This is a genomic window from Acinetobacter sp. YH01003 (assembly GCF_013420525.1).
Taxonomy (GTDB): Bacteria; Pseudomonadota; Gammaproteobacteria; order Pseudomonadales; family Moraxellaceae; genus Acinetobacter; species Acinetobacter towneri.
This window is the reverse complement of the sequence record NZ_VOXY01000007.1, coordinates 93569-114812: the sequence shown is the minus strand read 5'-3', so window position 1 is coordinate 114812 and position 21244 is coordinate 93569. Positions and strand designations below refer to the sequence as shown.

Here is a 21244-nt window from a genome sequence, read left to right as displayed (position 1 = left end):
CACTAAAAACAATGCTCAAGTATAAATGCGAGAACGCAGGCGTATTGTTTGAAGAAGTCCAAGAAGCCTATACCACCCAAATCTGTTCGTGCTGCGGTGAGATCACCTCAAGTAGTCCCAAAGGTAGGACAGATCTTGGAATAAGAGAATGGGAGTGCATGAGCTGTGGTACAGCTCATGATCGAGATATAAACTCAGCTTTAAACATTCTTGCGCTTGGGCATAAGCGTCTAGCTGTAGGAATCACCCTCTTTTAAGGGGGGGAGGATGTCAAAACCTCAAAACCGAGCACATGATTTTACTGCATCGACCTCACCCTGAAAATGAAATCAAAGGTGGGGCATTGAAAGCTGTAAAGCAAGCACTCAAGCAGGAGGGTTTTTTATGAGTTATTTTAAATACAAAGGTTATCTCGGGACGATTGAACCAGACCTTGAAACAGGTGAGTTGTTTGGAAAATTGGCGTTCATTCGAGATCTTATTACTTATGAGGCTGAAACCTTAAAAACACTTGAGCAAGCTTTGCAGGAATCGGTAGATGGATATTTAGATTCTTGTGCAGAATTAGGGAAGAAACCTGATCAGCCATTCAAGGGAACATTTAATGTTCGTATCAGTCCTGAATTACATCGCAAAGCTGTTTTAGCTTCGGAGGAGAGTTCTTTGAATGCATTTGTGAGTGATGCAATTCAAGAGAAATTAATGCGCTTAGGTGTATGATTTTATCAATGCTATAAACTTTATTCTATATTCAATTTAAAGCATAGCGACCTATTGCTATACAGATCGCTATGTTTTTTTGTGTGAAAATTACTTCTTCTTACGTTTTAAGCGTTTCTTCGCCTGTTGTGCAGCAAGAGCCTCTAACGCCTCACGCAATTCTTCATCGCTAAAGGTGGTGATGTGTTGCAGCATCTGTAAAGTCACATCATCCAACACCAAATTGGCGTATTGTGCGACGTTTTTAAAGTTATCATCAAACACAATCGCATTGTCACTGTTGGTGCTGATATAACCTTGCTGAGTTAAGACTTTAATAAAGCTTTGGAACAAGGCTTTGTCAAAGAATTCAGGTGAGTTGAATTCATACAGCACCGACAAACGCTGACCGACCAAATGGCTGAGTTCTTCGACCTGACGTGCCGAAATATTGCCTGAGCCGCGTTGTGTAATCAGCGCCAGTGTCATGTAATAACGCTCTAAACTCTGCATTACAGGTGCAGCCAATACTACCAACTGGTTATGGTCTTCACTATTTGGTGCAGGTGAAATTAAGTTGCCTTCCGCATCTTCAGAAATCAATTTGGCCTGAATTAACGCTTCTACATAGGCACAAATCCGTTCTTTGAGTTCCTGATCTTGCCATTTCAAGAACAACTCGGCTTTCAGGAACGGATATAAGGTGCGGATGACGTTGATTAAATCGCCACGACGAATCGAACCATTATGTTTCACCAATGCTGCAATTAAAGATGGTAAGACAAAGGCATGCAAAATATTGTTGCGGAAGTAGGTGAGTAACACCGCCTGATGGTCTTCAATCGCGATAATATCGCCCAAAACGTGCTGCACTCGTTTAATCAGTTTGAGTTTTAAGCCGTAGGCAATAATTTCTTTACCTGATAATGGTGTGACTTGAGTGCGCTCATCATAAGGCAGGGCAGTGAGCAGATTACGGTAAGTGTCTAACTGCTTCACACAAATTTCTTCATCCAAGGTATGTTTTGGTGTTGCCAGTAAAATCAGCGATAACAAAGATACCGGGTTAATTACCGCAGCACGGTTAATGTTTTCCAAAATCGCATGTGCTGAAGTATTCACTGCATCTGACACTTGTGGTGGAATAGGATCATCATTTTTTTCAATGCTGATGTGTTCGGCATCGTGTTGTTTTAGAACATCATCTAAAAACACAGGTTCGCCAAAATTGACATGCACCTTGCCAAAAATCCGTTCAATCTTGCGCATGGTTTTTAAAATGCCCATTAGCGATTCAGATTCTTTTGGCTTGCCTTGCATTTCACCGACATAGGTTGAACCTTCCATCAGGCGTTCATAACCAATATAAGTTGGCACAAAAGCAATCGGTTTAGCACGACCACGCAAATGACTGTGAATGGTCATGGCGAGCATGCCTGTTTTTGGTGGCAACAAGCGGCCTGTACGTGAACGTCCACCTTCAATAAAGTATTCAAGCGGCGTGTTACGCGACAAAATACTGAATAAATATTCTTTAAAGACGGTTGTGTATAAGCCGTTGCCACGGAAAGTACGACGGATAAAAAACGCACCGCCACCACGAAGCAATTGACCTACAAATGGCATATTCAGGTTATCGCCCGCAGCAATGTACGGCACCATCATGCCGCGTTTGTAAATCACATAAGACAGCAATAAATAGTCGATATGACTGCGGTGACATGGGGTATAGATAATTTCATAGTCTTTGGCCAGTTCGCGCACGGTACTAAAATTATGCACTTCCACGCCATCGTACAATTGTGTCCATAAGCGGGTCAGTGCCATATCGGCAAAGCGTACCGCTGCATGAGAGTAGTCCGACACGATTTCATTTAAATAACCAATCGCACGACGCTCGGCTTCAATCACGCTAATTTTACTGCGTAAACTTTCACGACGAATGGCATCTTGCACATCGGGAGATTTAATCAGACTGAGCATGACATTGCGGCGGTCAGACAAGTCTGGGCCAAGTACGACTTCACGTTGTCCATCTAAGTAATTATTTAGAGTGTTAACAATAAAGGTCGCAGGCGACAGGTTCGGATGCTCAGTTTTGGCATGTTCAATTAAAGCGCGTAATGATTGTGGCTCGTGAAATTCCAAATAAGACTGACGACCATGCACCCCAATATTCATTAACTGCTTGACTGTGCCAGGCGTTGCCCACGTATCGGTAAACAGTAGTTTAAACCACGAATCCTCTTTGTCTGGAGAACGTCCCCACAACACGGTCACAGGTACCAATTCAATATCAAGTTCTGGGTGTTGTTCTAATTGTTCAATTAAACGTAACAAGCGTGGCGGAAAAGCATAAGGTGGTGGATTGAGTAGGTTGTTCTCATCGTGATGCTGTAAAAACAGAATCGAGGCTTTTTCTTTATGTGAACCCATCACCAATGGATCAAGCGCAGGCGTGAGTTTTAAGCGACGTGTTTCGCCATCGACCACCAAGGCATTGCTGCGTGAGTGATTTTGCAATACGTAGCAAGTTATCTTGGTGCGAGTGGCATTTGAGTCTACACTTTGCGCATCCTTGACAGGGACTTCACCCAAAACATGCGGTGTCACCACAAGGTCAAGCAGCTTACCAGAAAGCTGACGATACATTTGACCAAAACCACGCTTGGACATACTCACTCCTACTTCATCACCTAAGTCCCTAGCCAGTAGGGAATTTATTTTGCGTCATTGTATCTAATAATCGCGCTGCATTTTTAGATAATTTGCATGAATATTGTTAGATTTTATCGTTAAAAATCGTATTTTTAGCAAAATTGATCGGCTAAGTTGTGACACAGCGGTCAGTCTTTGATGGGTAAAAGATGCAGAATCTATGGCAAAATAGCAGGCTTAAAATAGTCAGTTTATTTTGACGATTTATTTTTTCATCGACTTCGATCCCGCATCCCCAATTTCCGCCATACATAGGTTAGTTATGAACGCACTCACACAAGAGCTGGTTGAACTTCTTTGTTTAGAAAAGTTAGAAGAAAATATCTACCGAGGTATCAGTCGTAACTTGGTGGGTAAACGTGTTTTTGGTGGACAGGTTTTGGGACAGGCTTTACGTGCTGCATCTTATACCACTGATCGTCCTGCGCACTCATTGCATGCCTATTTCTTGTTTGGTGGCGATGTCAACGCACCTATTATTTATGAAGTTGACCGTTTGCGTGATGGTAAAAGTTTTTCTAGCCGTCAAGTACGTGCCATTCAGCATGGGCGTACCATTTTTACTGCGATGGTGTCCTTTGCGCCGTTGGAAGACGGTCTGAATTATCAAATTTCAGAGCCAAACTATCCTGCAGCAGAAGCTTTAAAAAACGAAGCGGAACTCAAACAGCATATTGTCGAGTTTGTACCTGAAAACGTACGTGCCAGTTTTATGCGTGATCGCTTGGTGGAGATTCGCCCGATTAATCCGAGCAATCCGTTTTTGCCACAGCCTGAGGCACCTGCTTATGCACACTACATTCGTACCCATGACAGCATTTCACCAGAGGTGGATGAAGTGTCTTTGCATCAGGCAATTGCTGCATTCTATTCAGACTTCACGTTAATGACCACAGCGCTGCGTCCGCATGGTTTGAGCTATTTATCGCCAAGTATGCAATGTGCCAGTATTGACCATGCCATGTATTTCCATAAACCGTTCCGTGTGGATGACTGGATGCTGTACGACATGGAAGCCACCATTAGCACCAGTTCGCGTGGTTTGAACTTTGGACGCATGTGGCAAAATGGTGAATTGGTGTGTAGCACCAGTCAGGAAGGTTTGATTCGTTTACGTGAAATCGAAACGCAATAAATATAGCCTTTAAAATCTACATTCATCAGCCGACATTTAAGTCGGCTTTTTTACATCCTGAGGCGCGATTTGAACCTCGCCAAAGTGCACCAGAAAAATAATACTCGATTCAATTTCAGTCACATGGCATAGTCCACACATCACATTAAAAAAACTCAATTGCGTATGAGCCTCAATACACAAATTCTAATTGCCGCAATTTTGGGTGTGGTGTTTGGTTTTGTTCTGAATCTATTTCCAGACAGCACATTTTTTAGCGCCAGTTTGTATGGCATTGCTTTAATGAGCAGTATTTTTATTGGTTTATTAAAAATGCTACTGATCCCGCTAATTTTTAGCTCAATTGTGGTCGGTGTGTCGAACTTGCAGGCTGTGGGGCAATTGAGTCGGGTCTGGAAAATTACGTTGGCGTGTTGTGTCACCACCACGACTTTGGCTTTAATTTTAGGTTTGGCGTGTGCGCATTTATTTGCAGTCGGTAAAGGCGTAGATATTGTGATGTTTCAAGATGCTATGGCGCAGCATCAAACCCCAGACACGCTTACGCCGTCTTCGTTTTTTACCAATTTTATTCAAAACACCTTAATCAACCCGTTTAAAGCTTTTGCTGAGGGTAATGTTTTGGCCGTGGTGATTTTCGCCTTATTGGTGGGTGTGGCACTGGTCAAAGGTGGGGAGCACTTTAAAACCGTGCGTAAACTCAGTCAGCAATTTTTTGAAATTATGATGTTGATGATTGGCTGGGTAATGAAATTAGCGCCTTTTGGGATTTTTGCCTTATTGGCAAAGTTGGTCGCAACTGAAGATATTTCAGTTCTGAGCCGTTTAGCAGAATTTGCTGCGGTGGTCACGGGCACCACGATTTTTCATGGTGTGGTGGTCTTGCCTTTGCTGTTGTGGATATTTGGCAAAATGGATCCGATCACCTTTTTTAAAGGCACACGTGCTGCCTTAATTACGGCTTTTGCCACCAGTTCCAGTTCTGCCACTATGCCACTTTCGATGAAATGTGCGCAGGAAAATTTAGGTGTGCGTCCGCAAACTGCAGGCTTTGTGATCCCGTTAGGTACACAACTGAATATGGATGGAACGGCATTGTATGAAGCTGCAGCGGCTTTGTTTGTTGCCAATTTAATGGGGCTGGATTTAAGTTTAGGACAGCAATTAATTGTCTGTGCCACAGCCATGATCGCTTCTTTGGGCGCGCCTGGTATTCCAAGCGCAGGTATGGTGACGATGATTATGGTATTACAATCGGTGGGCTTGCCTGCAGAAGCGATTGCGATTTTATTGCCGATCGACCGTTTGTTGGATACTGTGCGTACTGTGGTCAATGTGCAGGGCGATATGATGATTAGTGTGGTGGTCGATCGGCATACTCGTGATGACCCTGCACTGCATTCTTGATAATGGGTTTAAAATCGAATCAAGTTTTCAGCATCATCCTGTTTTATTGTGCTATGTAAAGACATGAGCCAAAGCAGATTAATCCCAACATGGGCTGTAGGCCACTTCCCAAATATGACCATCTAAGTCCTGAAAATAACCTGCATAACCGCCGTAAAAGGTGCTCTGTGCAGGTTTTAAAATTTTCGCACCTGCATTTTTTGCTTGTTTCAATACCTGATCGACCTCGAGTGGGCTATGTACATTATGTCCTAAAGTGATTTGTGCAGCACTGCTGGCTGTACCTGTTAAGCCTGTATCTTGTTGTAAACTTTGTTTAGACCATAAAGCCAGTTTTAAGCCTGCTTGCAGTTCAAAAAAGACCACCGCACCTTGTTCAAATTCCTGTCCAATAATGCCTTCAGTTACAAGTCCTAAGCCGTCGCGGTAAAAGTCGAGTGCACGTTGTAAATCTTCTACCGCTAAGGTAATCACTGAAATGTGTGCTTGCATGTTTGATCTCCTTATCGCATGTAATTGTTTAATGTCTAATTGTTATGATCTTGACAGTAGGGCATTTCTGGCTGCGTTGTAAAGTGCAACTTTGGTGGTGAGAGAGATTGTGATTACGGCGTAAAACTGAAAGTGGACATACAAATAAAAAGTCCTATTCGAGATTGAACGAATAGGACTTTATGTTATCGACCAATAGTCAGTAATTTAACGGACTATTTGGTTTTGGTATCAGATGTGGCTGGATCGTCTATATCTAAAGATTCAGGCTGATCAACATCAACATCAACATCAACATCAACATCAACATCATCGCCAGTCGCTTCTGGAATGCTGTCTAAATCAAATTGATGCGCTTGTTCTAAGGTGAAGTTCAAACGACCGCCCATCACACTCGCAAGCTCTTCCAAACCTTGTTTGTTGAGTGATGAAAATAATTGAATCGAGAAATCTAGTTTCATCTTTTTCAACTGCTGTTTGACTTCAAGCAATACTTTATTGGCAGGGCCGCGGTTGAGTTTGTCCGATTTGGTGAGCAATACATGCACGAACAATTTACGTGAATATGCCCACTCCAGCATCATCACATCAAAGTGCTGTAAGGGATGGCGAATATCCATCAGTAACACCAAGCCTTGTAAACTTTTACGATGAATCAAATAATTTTCGAGTTCTTTTTGCCACACAATTTTCATGGCTTCAGGTACGGCTGCATAACCATAACCGGGTAAATCGACCAAACGCTGTTCGGGGTTGCCCAAACTAAAGAAGTTGATCATTTGAGTACGACCCGGTTTTTTAGAAGCACGTGCCAATTGTTTTTGATTGGTTAAAGCATTAATTGCACTGGACTTACCTGCGTTGGAGCGTCCTGCAAAAGCCACTTCGTAGCCAGTATCTTCTACACATAAATTCAGTTTAGGCGCACTCATTAAAAACTCGGCTTTACGCAGCCAGTTTAAGGCGCGAACAGAGTATTCAGTAATGGCAGGGTCTACTTTTTTCTCGTAGCTAATTTTCTGCCGTGGCTGTGCTGCTGCCTTACTGTTTTTCGATTTTCCTCTGCTATGGTGCATAACTTAACTTCAATTCATGGTCTACAAACAGGCATTATAAAGCAAGTCATACAGGCAAGCGACCTTTGCGCCCTGAATGCCCGAAAAAAGCAACATCTAGGATGATATTGCTTTGACCGTTTAAGTTACTTTAAAGATGAATCAGCGGGATTGGAGATTGTGTACTGAACTGTAAATTGGGTACAGGCTGTAGCACTTCACCCAAGCTGTATTGATCTAAGCTTTGATAAAACTGTTCCATTGCCTGATTGAGAATGCCTTTTAGTCCACATTGCGCACGCAGCACGCAGGGCGGGGTATTACACTCTACAATTTGATTTTCACCTTGCAGGATTCTCACCACATGACCTAAACGCAAAGGCAATGCTTCAGGATGCAAGCGAATCCCGCCACCTTTACCACGAGTGGTAATTAGCCATCCTTGCTTACCCATAAAGTGAACGATTTTTACCAGATGGTTCTGGGAAACATGCAAATCCTGTGCAATTTCCGCAATGGTATAGGGTACATCTCGAGGACGCGAGATATACATTAAAATACGCAGCGCATAGTCGGTGAATTTATTTAATTGCATGATCGCACAGATGTTTTTTTTAAATACAAATAAATTAAGGCTAGTCTAGCATAACTAGACTAGCCTTACCTATTAGCTTTTAACGCTTTAGATTAGTGGCGAACACCACCTGTACCAAACGCTTCGCTATGGATTTGCTCATCTTTGATGCCACGCGCAAGTAAAGCTTTACGCTGTTCTGCCATGAATGGCATTGGACCACATAAGTAGTAATCTGCATCGGCTGGTAACAGCGCTGCATCTACAGTGCTGAGGTCTAAACGACCTGCAACATCGTAATCTTGACCCAGTACATCACCTTCGTTCGGGAACTCATACGCAGTCAACGTATGAATACGTGGACATTTTGCAGTTAAGTCTTGGAGATGCTGTTTCATGGCATGTACTTGTTTGCTACGACATGCGTGAATAAATGTCACAGGTTGTGGCACATCTAAAGTCACCAATTGATTCAACATTGCAATCATTGGTGTTAAGCCAACGCCGCCACTAATGAAGACATTGCGTTTGTTGCTGTCGATGAGGAAGAAGTTACCTGTTGGTGCAGATACTTCAACTTCAGAACCTTCTGGTAATTGGTGCAATACGTTCGATACCCAACCTGCAACTTTATCTGCACCATTGCCTGGCTCACGTTTTACAGAAATACGTAAGTAATCTTGTTGTGGGCTAGTCGATAGCGTGTATTGACGTGGTTGCTTCAAGCCAAGTTCAGGTACAAATACGCGTACTGAAATATATTGACCTGCTTCGTATTTTGGTAAATCGCCACCATCTACTGGCTCGAAGTAGATTGAAGTGATTTCGTCACTTTCTACAACTTTCTTGGCAATTTTGAAATTACGCCAGCCTAACCAGCTGCCTTTAGTTTGTTCGTGTTGTTCGTAGATTGCACGTTCAGCATTAATAAACACTTCTGCTAACTGACCATAAGCAGCTGCCCATGCATCAATTAGAGGATCTTCCATTGAAATATTTAATACTTCGCTAATAGAGTGAAGTAGGTTTTCGCCCACAATATTATAGTCAGGTGCTTGAATGTTTAAGCTCACGTGTTTGTGGGCAATCAATTCAATCACAGGCGCAAGCACAGAAGGATCTTCAATGTTTTCAGCATAAGCCAATACAGCACCTGCAAGCGCTTGAGCCTGCGCACCACTACGTTGGTGACCCATGTTAAAGGTTTCTTTTAGATCAGGATTATTCCCCAACATGCGGTTATAGAAATAACCAGTCAGTGCGACACCATTTTCACGGAGTACAGGAACAGTTGCTTTTACAAGGTCAATTTGCTGTGGAGTCATGTTCGATCTCTCATGGCTGTTATTTATAAGATGTATTCAAAATACATCTTATAAATAAGGATTGCAAACATTTTTTTGTGAAACCTTAAAAAAAATATGGATTATAAAAATATCCCATTATTTTTAAAGTTTTTATGGGGTTTGTAGATGTGACAGCGAGAGGTTTGTAAGTGTTCATTTAGGTTTTGGATGGTGCATCCATGAATGAAATCTATACAAACCTCATCGTTTATAACATGCTATTTCTTACCAAATAATGACCCTAACAAACCTCGTACAATTTTCTGCCCTGTAGAACCGCCTAAGCTGCGTGCTGCGCTTTTGGCAAAGGTACCCACAATATCCTGAGTCAGTTTTTCACGCTGTTTGGCAGCGCGTTCTGCTTCTTTTTGCTGTTCGCGGGCTAGACGTTCTTGCTCGCGCGCTTGTTGTTTGGCCAGTGCCTCGGCCTCTTTAGCCTCTTGCTTGGCGCGAGCTTCAGCTTCTTTGGCTTCAATTTTAGCTTGTTCTGCTGCTGCCGTTTGTTGCTGACGTTGTTCAACTTTTTGTTGCAGCATTTCATAAGCACTTTCACGATCTAGCTGCTGCTCATAAACACCTGCAATAACACTTTGGCTGATACAGGCTTGACGTTCTTCTGTGCTAATTGGGCTAAACGATGAGTAGGGTGGCATTACCCAAGCACGTTCTACAATTTGTGGTGTGCCTTGTTCATCTAAGCAACTAATTAAGGCTTCACCTACCGCAAGTTCGGTAATGGCTTGTTCAACTTTAAAGTCTGGGTTGGCACGGAATGTATCTGCGGCAGTTTTTACTGCTTTTTGGTCTTTGGGTGTAAAAGCACGTAAGGCATGCTGAACACGGTTACCCAATTGTCCCAATACGCTTTCAGGCAAGTCCAGCGGGTTTTGGGTCACAAAATAAATCCCCACGCCTTTAGAGCGAATTAAGCGTACCACTTGTTCAATTTTTTCTTGTAGCGCGCTGCTGGCATTGTCAAATAACAAGTGTGCTTCATCAAAAAAGAACACCAGTTTTGGCTTGTCCATATCGCCCACTTCAGGCAATTGTTCAAACAGTTCTGATAACATCCATAATAAAAAGGTGGCGTACAGTTTTGGCGTGTTCATGAGTTTGTCTGCAGCCAAAACATTAATATTGCCGCGTCCCTGACTGTCAGTTTGAATAAAATCCAAAATATCCAAACTTGGTTCACCAAAGAATTTATCACCGCCCTGATCGGCTAAAGCCAGTAAATTACGCTGAATCGCACCCAAACTGGCCGGAGAAAGATTGCCATACTCGGCTTTAAATTCACTGGCATGCTCGCTGACATAGGTCAGCATGGCTTTTAAATCCTTAAAATCAATCAGCAATAAGCCCTGATCATCGGCAATACGGAATACCGCAGACAACACGCCTTCTTGGGTATCATTCAAGTTCAGCATTTGCGCCAATAATAACGGGCCAATTTCAGAAATGGTGGTACGAATTGGATGACCCTGTTCGGCAAATAAATCCCAAAACACCACAGGAGATGCTGCAAACGGAATGCTTTCGATACCTAAGCTCTGAATACGTGCATCGAACTTTGGACTGATGCTACCTGCTTTGGCTAGACTGGAAACATCGCCTTTGGCATCGGCCAGAAAGACTGGGACACCAATGCGGGAAAAACTTTCTGCCAGTACCTTTAATGTTACGGTCTTGCCGGTACCTGTTGCCCCAGCAATCAGGCCATGACGGTTGGCAAGCTGAGAATGCAGCACGATATCCTGTGTGGTATCGGCGGTTTTTTTAGCAATAACGATTGGTGTATTCATTGACTTGAAAACCTCTATATAAATTTTTGTCTTTTGGAATACTTAAATTTCCCTTATGCACGGATTCGTGATTTAAGCCTCTTTTTTGGTTTATTGTGTTACATGTTAAGGTATTTTTACTTTATTGTTGAAATTGTATCCATTTTTTTTGTAATATTCACCATTCATTTTATTTTTAATAACATTATGAAAAATAAAATTTTAATTTAATAGCTTTTATTAAATAGTTTGAAAACGGTTAGAGGGTATAAATGAAACTTAACAAACAATTATTAGCAATGTTAGTGGGAACATCTGTATTTTTAACGGCATGTGGTGGTGATTCAGATAGCTCAATATCTACAAAGCCTACTGATCCAGTTCCACCAGAACAGCCAGACGAAACGCTTACTACTATTCAAGATGTTGCAACTGTAGTAAGTGAAAAGGCAAATATTGCAGTTTTTGGTGCAGTGAATCCTAAATATTTTACAGAGACAGCATTAACATCAGGTCGGACTGTTTTATTGTTAGATGATAATGTGACAAAAGCAGCTGGATTTGCTTCACAGGTTGATTTAACTGCTTCATCGGCACAGAATCAAGCGAAAGTGAGATCCGTTGTATTAAATCAAAATTTAGATGAATTTAGTAAATTCTATTTAGCTGCATTTACTGATGCTCTTATCCAGCAAAATGCAAAAGTCAATATTTTAACTAATCGTGTATCTACGAATGCTCAAGGTGAAGTGGTTAATGTAATCTTGGATATTGATTTTTCTAATGCCAATGAACTGACTAAAGTTCGTGATCTGTTGTTATCTGTATTAAATTCAAATTCATCTGTTACTACTCCTGTAGCCGTACAAGCAAGTGATAAAAAATTACGTCTCAATCTATCTTTTTGGCTTGCAAACCAATTAGGTTATATTTGGGGAAATACTTACGTAGCGAGTAATAGTGATCAAGTTAACCAAGTATATGGTGATTTGAATATTGCTAGTGCTTTAAGTAGCAATGCGGTTATTGAAGTGGCTACAGTAAAAGAAACTTTTACTCAAACAACACAATCTGCAAATGCGGTTGACATTTTATGGAATATTGATTCTTCAGGTTCAATGTCTGAAGAACAGCGTAACTTGGCTAATGGTGCTGCACAGTTCTTTAAATCATTGAATCAAGCAGGTGTAGATTATCGTTTAGCAGTGAATACGCAGGATGCGTACGCATGTAAGTCGCTTAGAACTTTAAAAGATAAAACGACTAATTTTATTGATAGAAATACACCTGATGCAGAGCAAGAGTGGGCAACCTTGGCTCAACCTGGAACTTATGGTTCAGCTACTGAAACAGGTTTTTACTGCGTTCGTGAAGCAGATTTGACTGGTTTTGACCGTCCAAACGTGAAGAATTTAGTGGTGTTTGTTTCAGATGAGCCTGAAAATGAAACATATTGGCAGTCCAGTCCAGTATATAGTAACTATACACGACGAGATTTTAATGATTATAAAAATTATTTCTTGTCTACAAACACTACCTACTTTTCGATTGTAGGTACATCTGATCATATTCGTCCAACTTTTGCAGATCCTACAATTTCTTGGAGTACACCAGGATTCGAATGTAATGGTCAAGGTGGATCAGCAGAGGGCGGTGGTCATTTTAAAGAGATTGCACGGTTGACTGGTGGGGCTTCTGCTTCAATTTGTGCGGATGCCACAAGCTGGAATGTAGTATTTGATGACATTATTCGTGTAGCAACCGGTCTTGCAAGTCAGTTTAGTTTAAAACAGGTACCAGTACCTTCAACTGTTAAAGTGACAGTAAATGGTCAAAATGTTGCGCGTGATACAACACATCGACAAGGCTTTGATCTAGTTTATAGTAATTCTGGCGTAAGTTTAGTGTTCTATGGAACAGCTTTACCAAAAGCAGGTGAGACTGTTTCAGTAAGCTATGATTACTTTAAGTAAAGCGAAACAATAATGTAAAAAATTGGGCAAATTGCCCAATTTTTTATGTCGATATTTAAGCTAAGACTTTTAAAGCTTGTTGAATATCCTGAATCAGATCTTCCGGATGTTCCAGACCAATACAGAAACGAACCAGAAAACCCTCCTTCAAATGTGAATGTTCAAGCACACGCATTTCTTTTAAGTTATATAGCATGACCAGACTGACAGGACCACCCCAGCTAAAGCCAAGCTTAAACAGTTTTAAGCTGTCACAGAAATTGCGAATATCTTGCAACTTGTAGTTATTGTCAAAAATCACGCTGACCAAACCTGCGCTGTGTCCATCGCGGCAAATTTCTTTCCAATACGCATGCCCCGCAGATGTGGCATCGGCAGGGTGCAACACCTGAGCAAATTGTGGTTGTAGTTTCAGCCAGTTGAGTAATTCAATTGTGCTTTTTGCTTGGTGCTCATAACGTAGTTGCATCGAAGCCAAACTGCGTTGTACTTGCGCGACATCATCCCCCGATACGCAAATACCTTGAATGGCATGCATACGAAACAGTTGATGATGTAAGTGTTGATCACGGGTCACGACAGACCCCATTAAAATGTCACCACCACCACTTGGGTATTTGGTCAGGGCATGCACGGTCATATCGACACTTAAATGTTCATTGCCAAAATCAAAAGCATTAAAGGCAAGACCTGCACCCCAGGTATTGTCCAGTGCAGTCAGAATGTTATGGGCTTGGGCTTTTTTTACCAGACCAATTAAGTCCGGAAACTCCAGTGTCACCGAACCAGCCGCTTCGAGCCATAACAGTTTGGCTTTATCGCTTGGGCTAAAGCTTTCTACCTCCAACGGGTTATAGACCTTGACGGCAATGCCATAACGCTGCTGCAGATTACGCAGATGCTCCATATTCGGACCATAAATATTGTCCGGAACCCAGACCTCATCACCCTGGCTTAACAAGCAGGAATTGACCAGATTAATCGCAGAGAGGCCGCTCGGCGCCAGCAGGTGATACAGACCGCCTTCGATCTGCGCGATGTGATCACCTAACGTAAAGGTCGTCGGTGTGCCATGTGTGCCATAGCTATAATCATAAGCATCAGTCCAGTGTCGATTAAACAGTGCATCTGTGTTTTCAAAGATAATGGTCGATGCACGAAATAGGGGAGGCTGTACCGTTTGAATATATTGTGGGGCACGTCTTGGTGCATGAATTAAAGCAGTTTGAGCATTTTTCTTCACAGGTTCACTCAGAAAATAAGCAAATATTGAGTTTAGCTTAAGAGAAATACTGGCTTTAGGCTATAAAAAGCTGCACTACAAGACATGCCTTGAACTTGGCGCTATTTTTGCAGAAGCTGAAGTATAGAAAATACAAAGGATGATCCAGATGAAAGCACCACTAAGCGTGCATTATTTTCAGCATAGTGCAGGTGAAGGTTTTGGAAGTTGCTATGACTATTTAAAGCAGATGGGGGCGCATATCACTGCAACCGAATTTTTTGCTTTACCGCCTGAGCAAAATATTGAAATTGAAGCCTTACCCAAAGTTGAAGATATTGACCTGTTAATTGTGATGGGCGGTGCCATGAGTGTAAATGATGAAGTACATTATCCATGGTTAAAAACAGAAAAACGCTGGATTAGGCGTTATTTGGCGATGGGTAAACCTGCAATCGGTTTGTGTTTAGGTGGGCAGATGATTGCCAATGCGTTGGGTGCAGCAGTGAGTCCTAATCCTGAACAGGAGCGCGGTTGGCATCCTGTCTATAAAGTCGAAAATATACCAGAAAGCTGTTTCCAAATGCCTGATCAAATCTCAGTGATGCAGTGGCATGGCGAAACTTTTGAATTACCTAAGGGCGCGGTAAGACTTGCCAGTAATGCCGCTTGCACCAATCAACTGTATCAAATTGGGAAAAACGTACTAGGATTTCAGTTCCATCCAGAAATTACCCCACGGGCTTTGCAGTTGTTTTTGGACAATGCTGAAATGAAACCTGCATTTTCAGGCATGTATGTACAACCCGCGCATGAATTAAAACAGATGTCTGCAGCACAATTTCAGGCAGGCAACCAATTAATGAATCGTGCAATAGATTATGTTTTAGCACAAAGCAAACTTAGGGAATAAAGTCATGGATTGTGGAGTGAACACAAAAAATGAAAGTTAGTCATGGTGAGGATGATTTGCGCTGTCAAGGTAGAGGAAATGGTCAAAAAGCAGATTACCTACATTTACACTCAATAATTGGATAGGAATGCTGCCTAACTCATATATAAAGTGCTAATCGTATATTTTAAAAAGAGAAATCGGCAGAGCGTGAAAAATAAAGCAATAAAGCCAAAAAGAGATTTGCTTATGCATTAAACAATCGTTATAATGGGCGACCCTTTATGCAAGGGGGTTAACTGCGAAGAAAGTAGTTAACATCGTGACAGTCGTGGCATCGATCATGACCTTAGTGATAATTCACTGCCTTTGACACTTGCCTTAAATTAGTGGGGTGAGATGCGTCAAGGGTGATTCTTTATATATTTGGCTTGGAGTTAACTGGTATGTCTAACCAGAGAATTCGTATCCGTTTGAAGTCTTTTGATCATCGTCTGATCGATCAATCTGCTCAAGAAATCGTAGAAACCGCTAAGCGTACTGGCGCACAAGTTTGTGGTCCAATCCCGATGCCAACTCGCATCGAACGCTTCAACGTTTTAACATCACCACACGTAAACAAAGATGCGCGCGACCAGTATGAAATCCGTACTTACAAGCGTTTGATCGACATCGTTCAACCTACAGATAAAACTGTTGATGCGTTGATGAAATTAGATCTAGCAGCTGGTGTTGATGTTCAGATTGCATTGGGTTAAGGCTTTCGGTTAATTAACACTCTAAGTTAATTAGGCCGCTTTTTTAGAGGTTTATGCACATGGCTATTGGTTTAGTCGGTCGCAAGTGCGGTATGACCCGTATCTTTACAGATGCTGGTGTTTCTGTACCTGTTACAGTGATTGAGGTTGATCCTAACCGCATCACTCAAATCAAAACGCTTGAAACAGATGGTTATCAAGCAATTCAGGTTACTACTGGTGAACGTCGCGAATCTCGCGTAACTAACGCTCAGAAAGGTCACTTCGCTAAAGCGGGTGTTGCTGCTGGTCGTTTAGTTCAAGAATTCCGTGCTACAGAAGCTGACCTTGAAGGTCGTGAAGTTGGCGGAACTATCGGTGTAGATTTGTTCACAGTAGGTCAGATCGTTGACGTAACTGGTCAGTCTAAAGGTAAGGGTTTCCAGGGTGGTGTTAAGCGTTGGAACTTCCGTACTCAAGACGCTACTCACGGTAACTCTGTTTCTCACCGTGTTCTAGGTTCTACAGGTCAAAACCAGACTCCTGGTCGCGTATTCAAAGGCAAAAAAATGGCTGGCCATTTAGGTGCTGAACGCGTAACTGTACAGGGTCTTGAAATTGTATCTATCGACACAGAGCGTTCAGTTCTTGTTGTTAAAGGTGCGATTCCTGGTGCGACTGGTGGTGACGTAACTGTACGTCCTACGATCAAGGCTTGAGGGGAAATAACGTGAATTTAAATACTGTTTCCGGCTCTGCTGTTGAGTTATCTGAAGTTGCGTTCGGTCGTGAATTCAATGAAGCACTTGTACACCAAGTTGTTACGGCTTACTTAGCTGGTGGTCGTCAAGGCTCTAAAGCTCAGAAATCACGTGCAGACGTTGCTGGCGGTGGTAAAAAACCATTCCGTCAAAAAGGTACTGGCCGCGCTCGTGCTGGTTCTATTCGTAGCCCAATCTGGGTTGGTGGTGGTAAAACTTTTGCTGCTCGTCCACAAGATTGGTCTCAAAAAGTTAACCGCAAAATGTACCGCGGTGCAATGCAATGTATCTTAGCTGAACTTGTTCGCCAAGATCGTCTTGTATTGGTTGAAGAGTTTGCTGTTGAAGCTCCTAAAACTAAAGAGTTGCTTGCAAAACTTAACGACTTGAATGCAACTCGCGCATTGATCGTAACTGAAGCTGTAGATGAGAATCTATATCTTGCAGCGCGTAACCTTCCACACGTTGATGTGGTTGATGCTACTGCAATCGATCCTGTTAGCTTGATCGCGTTCGACAAAGTTGTAATGTCTGTTGCTGCTGCTAAGAAAATTGAGGTAGAACTCGGATGAACAACGAACGTTTATATCAAGTCCTACAAGGACCTGTATTTTCAGAAAAAGCACAAGTTTTAGGCGAAACTGCTGGTGTTCAAGTATTCAAAGTTGCATTAAATGCAAACAAACTTGAAATCAAAAAAGCAGTTGAGCAATTATTTGGTGTGGAAGTTGTTAAAGTTAACACGACTATCACTAAAGGTAAGACTAAGCGCTTTGGTCGTACATTGGGACGCCGTTCTGATGTTAAAAAAGCATACGTCACCCTGAAAGCTGGCCAAGATGTTGAAATGGCTGACTTGGGCGATACCGCTGAAAGCGCAGCGGAATAAGGACGAAATTTATGCCGATTCAAAAATGTAAGCCAACGTCTCCAGGACGTCGCTTTGTAGAGAAAGTCGTTCACGATCATCTTCACAAAGGTGCGCCTTATGCGCCGTTGGTGGAAGCTAAAAAACGTACTGGTGGTCGTAACAACAACGGTCACATTACTACACGTCACGTTGGTGGTGGTCATAAGCAACACTACCGTATCGTAGACTTCAAACGTAACAAAGATGGCATTCCTGCTGTTGTAGAGCGTATTGAATACGATCCAAACCGTACTGCACACATCGCATTGTTGAAGTATGCTGACGGTGAACGTCGTTATATTATTGCGCCTAAAGGTTTACGTGCTGGTGATCAAGTTCAATCTGGTAACGATGCTCCAATCCGCCCAGGTAACTGCTTGCCACTTCGTAACATGCCAATCGGTGCTACTCTTCACAACATCGAACTTAAAATCGGTAAAGGTGCTCAATTAGCGCGTTCTGCTGGTACTTCAGTTCAATTGTTGGGTCGTGACGGTTCATACGCTATCGTTCGTCTACGTTCAGGCGAAATGCGTAAAGTGCACGTTGAATGTCGCGCTGTGTTAGGTGAAGTATCTAACTCAGAAAGCAACCTTCGTTCACTTGGTAAAGCAGGTGCTTCGCGCTGGCGTGGTGTTCGTCCTACCGTTCGTGGTATGGCAATGAACCCGGTTGATCACCCGCACGGTGGTGGTGAAGGGCGTACTAAAGGTATCCAACCTGTAAGCCCATGGGGTCAAAAAGCTAAAGGGTACAAGACACGTACCAACAAGCGTACGACTAAGATGATTATTCGCGACCGTCGCGTTAAGTAACAAGTAAAGGAATCTGACAATGCCTCGTTCTCTGAAAAAAGGCCCATTCGTCGATGCGCACTTGTTCGCTAAGGTTGAAGCGGCAATCGCGGCTAATAACCGTAAGCCGATCAAAACTTGGTCGCGTCGTTCGATGATCCTCCCAGATTTTGTTGGTTTAACAATTTCTGTTCACAATGGTCGTAACCATGTTCCAGTGATTATCTCTGAACACATGGTTGGTCATAAACTCGGTGAATTCGCGCCAACTCGTACCTATCGTGGTCACGGTGTTGACAAGAAGTCTAAACGTTAATAGGTGCTATGATGGAAGTAACTGCTAAATTACGCGGTGCCGCTATCTCGGCACAAAAAGCACGTTTGGTTGCAGATCTTATCCGCGGCAAATCTGTTGCGCATGCACTTAACATTTTAAACTTCAGCAACAAAAAAGCTGCTGTTTTAGTTAAGAAAGCATTGGAATCTGCAATTGCAAATGCTGAACACAATAACAGTTTAGATGTAGACGACCTTAAAGTATCTACGATTTACGTTGATGAAGGCATGAGCCTTAAACGTATTATGCCACGTGCTAAAGGCCGTGCAGATCGTATTACTAAGCGTACTTGTCACATCACCGTTAAGGTAGGGGTTTGATATGGGTCAGAAGGTTCATCCAATCGGTATCCGCCTAGGTGTTGTGAAACGTCATAACGCTAACTGGTATGCGAATCCGAAACAATACGCTGAATACTTGCTTAAAGACCTTCAAGTTCGTGAGTTTTTAACTAAAAAACTTAAGAACGCAATGGTAAGCAATATTCTTATCGAACGTCCAACGGGTGCTGCTAAAGTAACAATTAGCACTGCGCGTCCTGGTATCGTAATCGGTAAAAAAGGCGAAGACATTGAGAAATTACAACGCGAATTAACATCTATTATGGGTGTTCCTGCGCAAGTAAGCATCAACGAAATTGACCGTCCAGACTTAGATGCACGTTTAGTTGCTGAAGCAATCGCTTCTCAATTAGAAAAGCGTGTAATGTTCCGTCGTGCTATGAAGCGTGCGGTACAGAACTCTATGCGTGCTGGTGCTAAAGGTATCAAAGTTGAAGTTTCTGGTCGTTTAGGTGGTGCAGAGATTGCACGTACTGAATGGTATCGTGAAGGTCGTGTACCTTTGCATACACTTCGTGCGGACATCGACTATGCAACTATGCGTGCTGAAACTACTTACGGTACGATTGGCGTTAAAGTTTGGGTATTCCGTGGTGAAATCTTGGGTGGCATGAAACAAGTCATGAACCCAGCACCTGCTGAAGAACGTCCAGCTAAACGCGGTCGCGGTCGTGGTGAAGGTCAAGAGCGTCGTGGTCGTCGCAATGATCGTTCTGCTGAAAAAGGAGAATAATCCATGTTGCAACCTAAACGTACTAAATTCCGTAAGGTGCAAAAAGGCCGTAACACTGGCTTAGCGCACCGTGGTAGCTCAGTATCTTTCGGTACTATCGCTCTTAAATCAGTTGAACGTGGTCAAATGACTGCGCGTCAAATTGAAGCGGCACGTCGTACAATCAGCCGTCGTATTAAGCGTGGTGGTAAGATCTTTATCCGTGTATTCCCAGACAAACCAATTACTTCTAAGCCTCTTGAAGTGCGTATGGGTAAAGGTAAAGGTTCTGTGGAATATTGGGTTTGTCAAATCAAACCAGGTAAAGTCTTGTACGAAATTGATGGTGTGAACGAAGAATTGGCGCGTGAAGCATTTACGCTTGCTGCTGCTAAACTTCCGTTTAAAACCACTATCGTGACTCGGACGGTAATGTAATGAAAACTAAAGATCTACGTGAAAAGTCGGTAGAAGAGTTGACAGCTTTGCTTGATGAGCAACAGCTTAACCAATTCCGTCTTCGTATGGCGAAAGCAACTGGTCAATTGGGTAAATCGCATGAAGTTGCGCTTACTCGTAAAACTATTGCACGCATCAAGACCCTCCTTACCGAAAAACAGGGGAACGGGCAATGAGTCAAAATACAGTCCGCACGTTAACTGGCAAAGTTGTAAGCGACAAAATGGAAAAATCTATTGTTGTCCTTATTGAACGCCAAGTTCAACACCCGTTGTATGGCAAATTGATTCGCCGTTCAACCAAATTACACGCTCATGATGAGAACAATACCGCCAAGATTGGTGATGTTGTAACCATCAAAGAAAGCCGCCCAATGTCTAAAACTAAGTCATGGACTTTAGTTGAAGTTGTTGAAGCTGCTGCTGAGTAATTAACGTTCTTGTTGCATCATCGGTCAATTTCGAGTACTCTTTGAGCCTTTCGAAATTGTGACCGGTGATGCTCGGTTTTGGAGTAGGGCAATGATTCAAACCGAAACGATGCTTGACGTAGCTGACAACAGTGGTGCTCGCCGCGTACAATGTATTAAAGTACTAGGTGGTTCACATCGTCGTTATGCTTCTGTTGGCGACATTATTAAAGTTACTGTAAAAGAAGCTATTCCACGCGCACGTGTTAAAAAAGGTGACGTGATGAATGCTGTTGTTGTACGTACAAAGTTCGGTATTCGTCGTCCAGACGGTTCTGTGATCCGTTTTGATGATAACGCTGCTGTTATTTTGAATAACAACAAAGCACCGATTGCAACTCGTATTTTCGGACCAGTGACTCGTGAACTTCGTACTGAACAGTTCATGAAAATCATTTCATTGGCTCCTGAAGTTCTATAAGAGGCAATC

25 protein-coding genes are annotated in these 21244 nt (G+C 42.6%); 18 read left to right on the top strand and 7 right to left on the bottom strand.

Annotated elements, in window-relative coordinates:
- On the top strand, positions 1-257 hold a 257-nt coding region (locus FTT70_RS08375), incomplete at its 5' end, for a zinc ribbon domain-containing protein (RefSeq protein WP_180008849.1).
- A 127-nt stretch (positions 258-384) separates the two neighbouring features.
- On the top strand, positions 385-720 hold the full coding sequence (locus tag FTT70_RS08370) for a type II toxin-antitoxin system HicB family antitoxin (protein WP_180168499.1): 336 nt from the start codon (positions 385-387) through the stop codon (positions 718-720).
- A gap of 90 nt (positions 721-810) precedes the next feature.
- On the opposite strand, the gene plsB is transcribed toward FTT70_RS08370, so the two are convergent.
- Positions 811-3375 (bottom strand): glycerol-3-phosphate 1-O-acyltransferase PlsB, encoded by a 2565-nt coding sequence (plsB, locus tag FTT70_RS08365; RefSeq protein ID WP_004974675.1) that lies wholly within the window; start codon positions 3373-3375, stop codon positions 811-813.
- Between the two features lie 304 nt (positions 3376-3679).
- Here plsB and FTT70_RS08360 point away from each other — a divergent pair, with 304 nt between their 5' ends.
- Positions 3680-4552: an acyl-CoA thioesterase II gene (locus FTT70_RS08360; protein WP_180168498.1), complete on the top strand. Its 873-nt coding sequence runs from the start codon at positions 3680-3682 to the stop codon at positions 4550-4552.
- 165 nt (positions 4553-4717) lie between these two features.
- Complete coding sequence (locus FTT70_RS08355) at positions 4718-5959, top strand: dicarboxylate/amino acid:cation symporter (protein ID WP_180168497.1); 1242 nt, start codon at positions 4718-4720, stop codon at positions 5957-5959.
- Positions 5960-6037: 78 nt separating this feature from the next.
- Here the strand turns inward: FTT70_RS08355 and FTT70_RS08350 are convergent, their stop codons facing one another.
- The 5 genes from FTT70_RS08350 to FTT70_RS08330 form a co-directional block, all read right to left on the bottom strand.
- Positions 6038-6451, bottom strand: a complete 414-nt coding sequence (locus tag FTT70_RS08350) for a VOC family protein (protein WP_019836869.1) — start codon at positions 6449-6451, stop codon at positions 6038-6040.
- A 215-nt stretch (positions 6452-6666) separates the two neighbouring features.
- On the bottom strand, positions 6667-7527 hold the full coding sequence (gene yihA, locus FTT70_RS08345) for a ribosome biogenesis GTP-binding protein YihA/YsxC (protein WP_179993942.1): 861 nt from the start codon (positions 7525-7527) through the stop codon (positions 6667-6669).
- A 130-nt stretch (positions 7528-7657) separates the two neighbouring features.
- Entirely contained in the window at positions 7658-8101 is a 444-nt protein-coding gene (locus FTT70_RS08340) for an Rrf2 family transcriptional regulator (RefSeq protein WP_004974689.1), read from the bottom strand.
- 92 nt (positions 8102-8193) lie between these two features.
- Positions 8194-9405: an NO-inducible flavohemoprotein gene (hmpA, locus tag FTT70_RS08335; RefSeq protein ID WP_004974691.1), complete on the bottom strand. Its 1212-nt coding sequence runs from the start codon at positions 9403-9405 to the stop codon at positions 8194-8196.
- Positions 9406-9644: 239 nt separating this feature from the next.
- Entirely contained in the window at positions 9645-11228 is a 1584-nt protein-coding gene (locus tag FTT70_RS08330) for a helicase HerA-like domain-containing protein (protein WP_131260589.1), read from the bottom strand.
- 251 nt (positions 11229-11479) lie between these two features.
- Between FTT70_RS08330 and FTT70_RS13625 the strand changes: the two genes are divergently transcribed.
- Entirely contained in the window at positions 11480-13180 is a 1701-nt protein-coding gene (locus tag FTT70_RS13625; RefSeq protein ID WP_225543809.1) for a vWA domain-containing protein, read from the top strand.
- A gap of 55 nt (positions 13181-13235) precedes the next feature.
- Here the strand turns inward: FTT70_RS13625 and FTT70_RS08320 are convergent, their stop codons facing one another.
- Positions 13236-14423, bottom strand: coding sequence for a PLP-dependent transferase (locus tag FTT70_RS08320; RefSeq protein ID WP_179988904.1), 1188 nt, complete (start codon positions 14421-14423; stop codon positions 13236-13238).
- 148 nt (positions 14424-14571) lie between these two features.
- Between FTT70_RS08320 and FTT70_RS08315 the strand changes: the two genes are divergently transcribed.
- The 13 genes from FTT70_RS08315 (at position 14572) to rplN (ending at position 21235) form a co-directional block, all read left to right on the top strand.
- Positions 14572-15315 carry a type 1 glutamine amidotransferase gene (locus tag FTT70_RS08315; protein WP_131260587.1) on the top strand — a complete coding sequence of 248 codons (744 nt, stop codon included), beginning with the start codon at positions 14572-14574 and terminating at the stop codon, positions 15313-15315.
- 425 nt (positions 15316-15740) lie between these two features.
- On the top strand, positions 15741-16052 hold the full coding sequence (rpsJ, locus tag FTT70_RS08310; RefSeq protein WP_000070912.1) for a 30S ribosomal protein S10: 312 nt from the start codon (positions 15741-15743) through the stop codon (positions 16050-16052).
- 59 nt (positions 16053-16111) lie between these two features.
- On the top strand, positions 16112-16750 hold the full coding sequence (rplC, locus tag FTT70_RS08305; RefSeq protein ID WP_026438075.1) for a 50S ribosomal protein L3: 639 nt from the start codon (positions 16112-16114) through the stop codon (positions 16748-16750).
- Positions 16751-16761: 11 nt separating this feature from the next.
- Positions 16762-17364: a 50S ribosomal protein L4 gene (gene rplD / locus FTT70_RS08300; protein WP_004974702.1), complete on the top strand. Its 603-nt coding sequence runs from the start codon at positions 16762-16764 to the stop codon at positions 17362-17364.
- Complete coding sequence (rplW, locus tag FTT70_RS08295) at positions 17361-17681, top strand: 50S ribosomal protein L23 (protein ID WP_004974703.1); 321 nt, start codon at positions 17361-17363, stop codon at positions 17679-17681. Before rplD ends, rplW begins: the two co-directional genes overlap by 4 nt.
- A gap of 11 nt (positions 17682-17692) precedes the next feature.
- Positions 17693-18517: a 50S ribosomal protein L2 gene (gene rplB / locus FTT70_RS08290; protein ID WP_004974706.1), complete on the top strand. Its 825-nt coding sequence runs from the start codon at positions 17693-17695 to the stop codon at positions 18515-18517.
- A gap of 19 nt (positions 18518-18536) precedes the next feature.
- The gene (gene rpsS / locus FTT70_RS08285; protein WP_004673001.1) at positions 18537-18812 is read left to right on the top strand and encodes a 30S ribosomal protein S19; all 276 of its coding nucleotides are present in this window, start codon (positions 18537-18539) and stop codon (positions 18810-18812) included.
- Between the two features lie 11 nt (positions 18813-18823).
- Positions 18824-19153: a 50S ribosomal protein L22 gene (rplV, locus tag FTT70_RS08280; protein ID WP_001982638.1), complete on the top strand. Its 330-nt coding sequence runs from the start codon at positions 18824-18826 to the stop codon at positions 19151-19153.
- A gap of 1 nt (position 19154) precedes the next feature.
- The gene (gene rpsC / locus FTT70_RS08275) at positions 19155-19907 is read left to right on the top strand and encodes a 30S ribosomal protein S3 (RefSeq protein WP_004974711.1); all 753 of its coding nucleotides are present in this window, start codon (positions 19155-19157) and stop codon (positions 19905-19907) included.
- A 3-nt stretch (positions 19908-19910) separates the two neighbouring features.
- On the top strand, positions 19911-20324 hold the full coding sequence (gene rplP / locus FTT70_RS08270) for a 50S ribosomal protein L16 (RefSeq protein ID WP_004691317.1): 414 nt from the start codon (positions 19911-19913) through the stop codon (positions 20322-20324).
- Positions 20324-20521, top strand: coding sequence for a 50S ribosomal protein L29 (gene rpmC, locus FTT70_RS08265; RefSeq protein ID WP_004650482.1), 198 nt, complete (start codon positions 20324-20326; stop codon positions 20519-20521). Before rplP ends, rpmC begins: the two co-directional genes overlap by 1 nt.
- Positions 20518-20775, top strand: coding sequence for a 30S ribosomal protein S17 (rpsQ, locus tag FTT70_RS08260; RefSeq protein ID WP_004974714.1), 258 nt, complete (start codon positions 20518-20520; stop codon positions 20773-20775). The genes rpmC and rpsQ overlap by 4 nt, the downstream gene beginning before the upstream one ends.
- Before the next feature lie 91 nt (positions 20776-20866).
- Positions 20867-21235, top strand: a complete 369-nt coding sequence (gene rplN, locus FTT70_RS08255) for a 50S ribosomal protein L14 (protein WP_001982634.1) — start codon at positions 20867-20869, stop codon at positions 21233-21235.
- Positions 21236-21244 lie beyond the last annotated feature (9 nt).

Coding starts and splice junctions, on each gene's coding strand:
- FTT70_RS08370 (WP_180168499.1), top strand. CDS start 385: ATGAGTTATTTTAAATACAAAGGTTATCTCGGGACGATTGAACCAGAC.
- plsB (WP_004974675.1), bottom strand. CDS start 3,375: ATGTCCAAGCGTGGTTTTGGTCAAATGTATCGTCAGCTTTCTGGTAAG.
- FTT70_RS08360 (WP_180168498.1), top strand. CDS start 3,680: ATGAACGCACTCACACAAGAGCTGGTTGAACTTCTTTGTTTAGAAAAG.
- FTT70_RS08355 (WP_180168497.1), top strand. CDS start 4,718: ATGAGCCTCAATACACAAATTCTAATTGCCGCAATTTTGGGTGTGGTG.
- FTT70_RS08350 (WP_019836869.1), bottom strand. CDS start 6,451: ATGCAAGCACACATTTCAGTGATTACCTTAGCGGTAGAAGATTTACAA.
- yihA (WP_179993942.1), bottom strand. CDS start 7,527: ATGCACCATAGCAGAGGAAAATCGAAAAACAGTAAGGCAGCAGCACAG.
- FTT70_RS08340 (WP_004974689.1), bottom strand. CDS start 8,101: ATGCAATTAAATAAATTCACCGACTATGCGCTGCGTATTTTAATGTAT.
- hmpA (WP_004974691.1), bottom strand. CDS start 9,405: ATGACTCCACAGCAAATTGACCTTGTAAAAGCAACTGTTCCTGTACTC.
- FTT70_RS08330 (WP_131260589.1), bottom strand. CDS start 11,228: ATGAATACACCAATCGTTATTGCTAAAAAAACCGCCGATACCACACAG.
- FTT70_RS13625 (WP_225543809.1), top strand. CDS start 11,480: ATGAAACTTAACAAACAATTATTAGCAATGTTAGTGGGAACATCTGTA.
- FTT70_RS08315 (WP_131260587.1), top strand. CDS start 14,572: ATGAAAGCACCACTAAGCGTGCATTATTTTCAGCATAGTGCAGGTGAA.
- rpsJ (WP_000070912.1), top strand. CDS start 15,741: ATGTCTAACCAGAGAATTCGTATCCGTTTGAAGTCTTTTGATCATCGT.
- rplC (WP_026438075.1), top strand. CDS start 16,112: ATGGCTATTGGTTTAGTCGGTCGCAAGTGCGGTATGACCCGTATCTTT.
- rplW (WP_004974703.1), top strand. CDS start 17,361: ATGAACAACGAACGTTTATATCAAGTCCTACAAGGACCTGTATTTTCA.
- rplB (WP_004974706.1), top strand. CDS start 17,693: ATGCCGATTCAAAAATGTAAGCCAACGTCTCCAGGACGTCGCTTTGTA.
- rpsS (WP_004673001.1), top strand. CDS start 18,537: ATGCCTCGTTCTCTGAAAAAAGGCCCATTCGTCGATGCGCACTTGTTC.
- rplV (WP_001982638.1), top strand. CDS start 18,824: ATGGAAGTAACTGCTAAATTACGCGGTGCCGCTATCTCGGCACAAAAA.
- rpsC (WP_004974711.1), top strand. CDS start 19,155: ATGGGTCAGAAGGTTCATCCAATCGGTATCCGCCTAGGTGTTGTGAAA.
- rplP (WP_004691317.1), top strand. CDS start 19,911: ATGTTGCAACCTAAACGTACTAAATTCCGTAAGGTGCAAAAAGGCCGT.
- rpmC (WP_004650482.1), top strand. CDS start 20,324: ATGAAAACTAAAGATCTACGTGAAAAGTCGGTAGAAGAGTTGACAGCT.
- rpsQ (WP_004974714.1), top strand. CDS start 20,518: ATGAGTCAAAATACAGTCCGCACGTTAACTGGCAAAGTTGTAAGCGAC.
- rplN (WP_001982634.1), top strand. CDS start 20,867: ATGATTCAAACCGAAACGATGCTTGACGTAGCTGACAACAGTGGTGCT.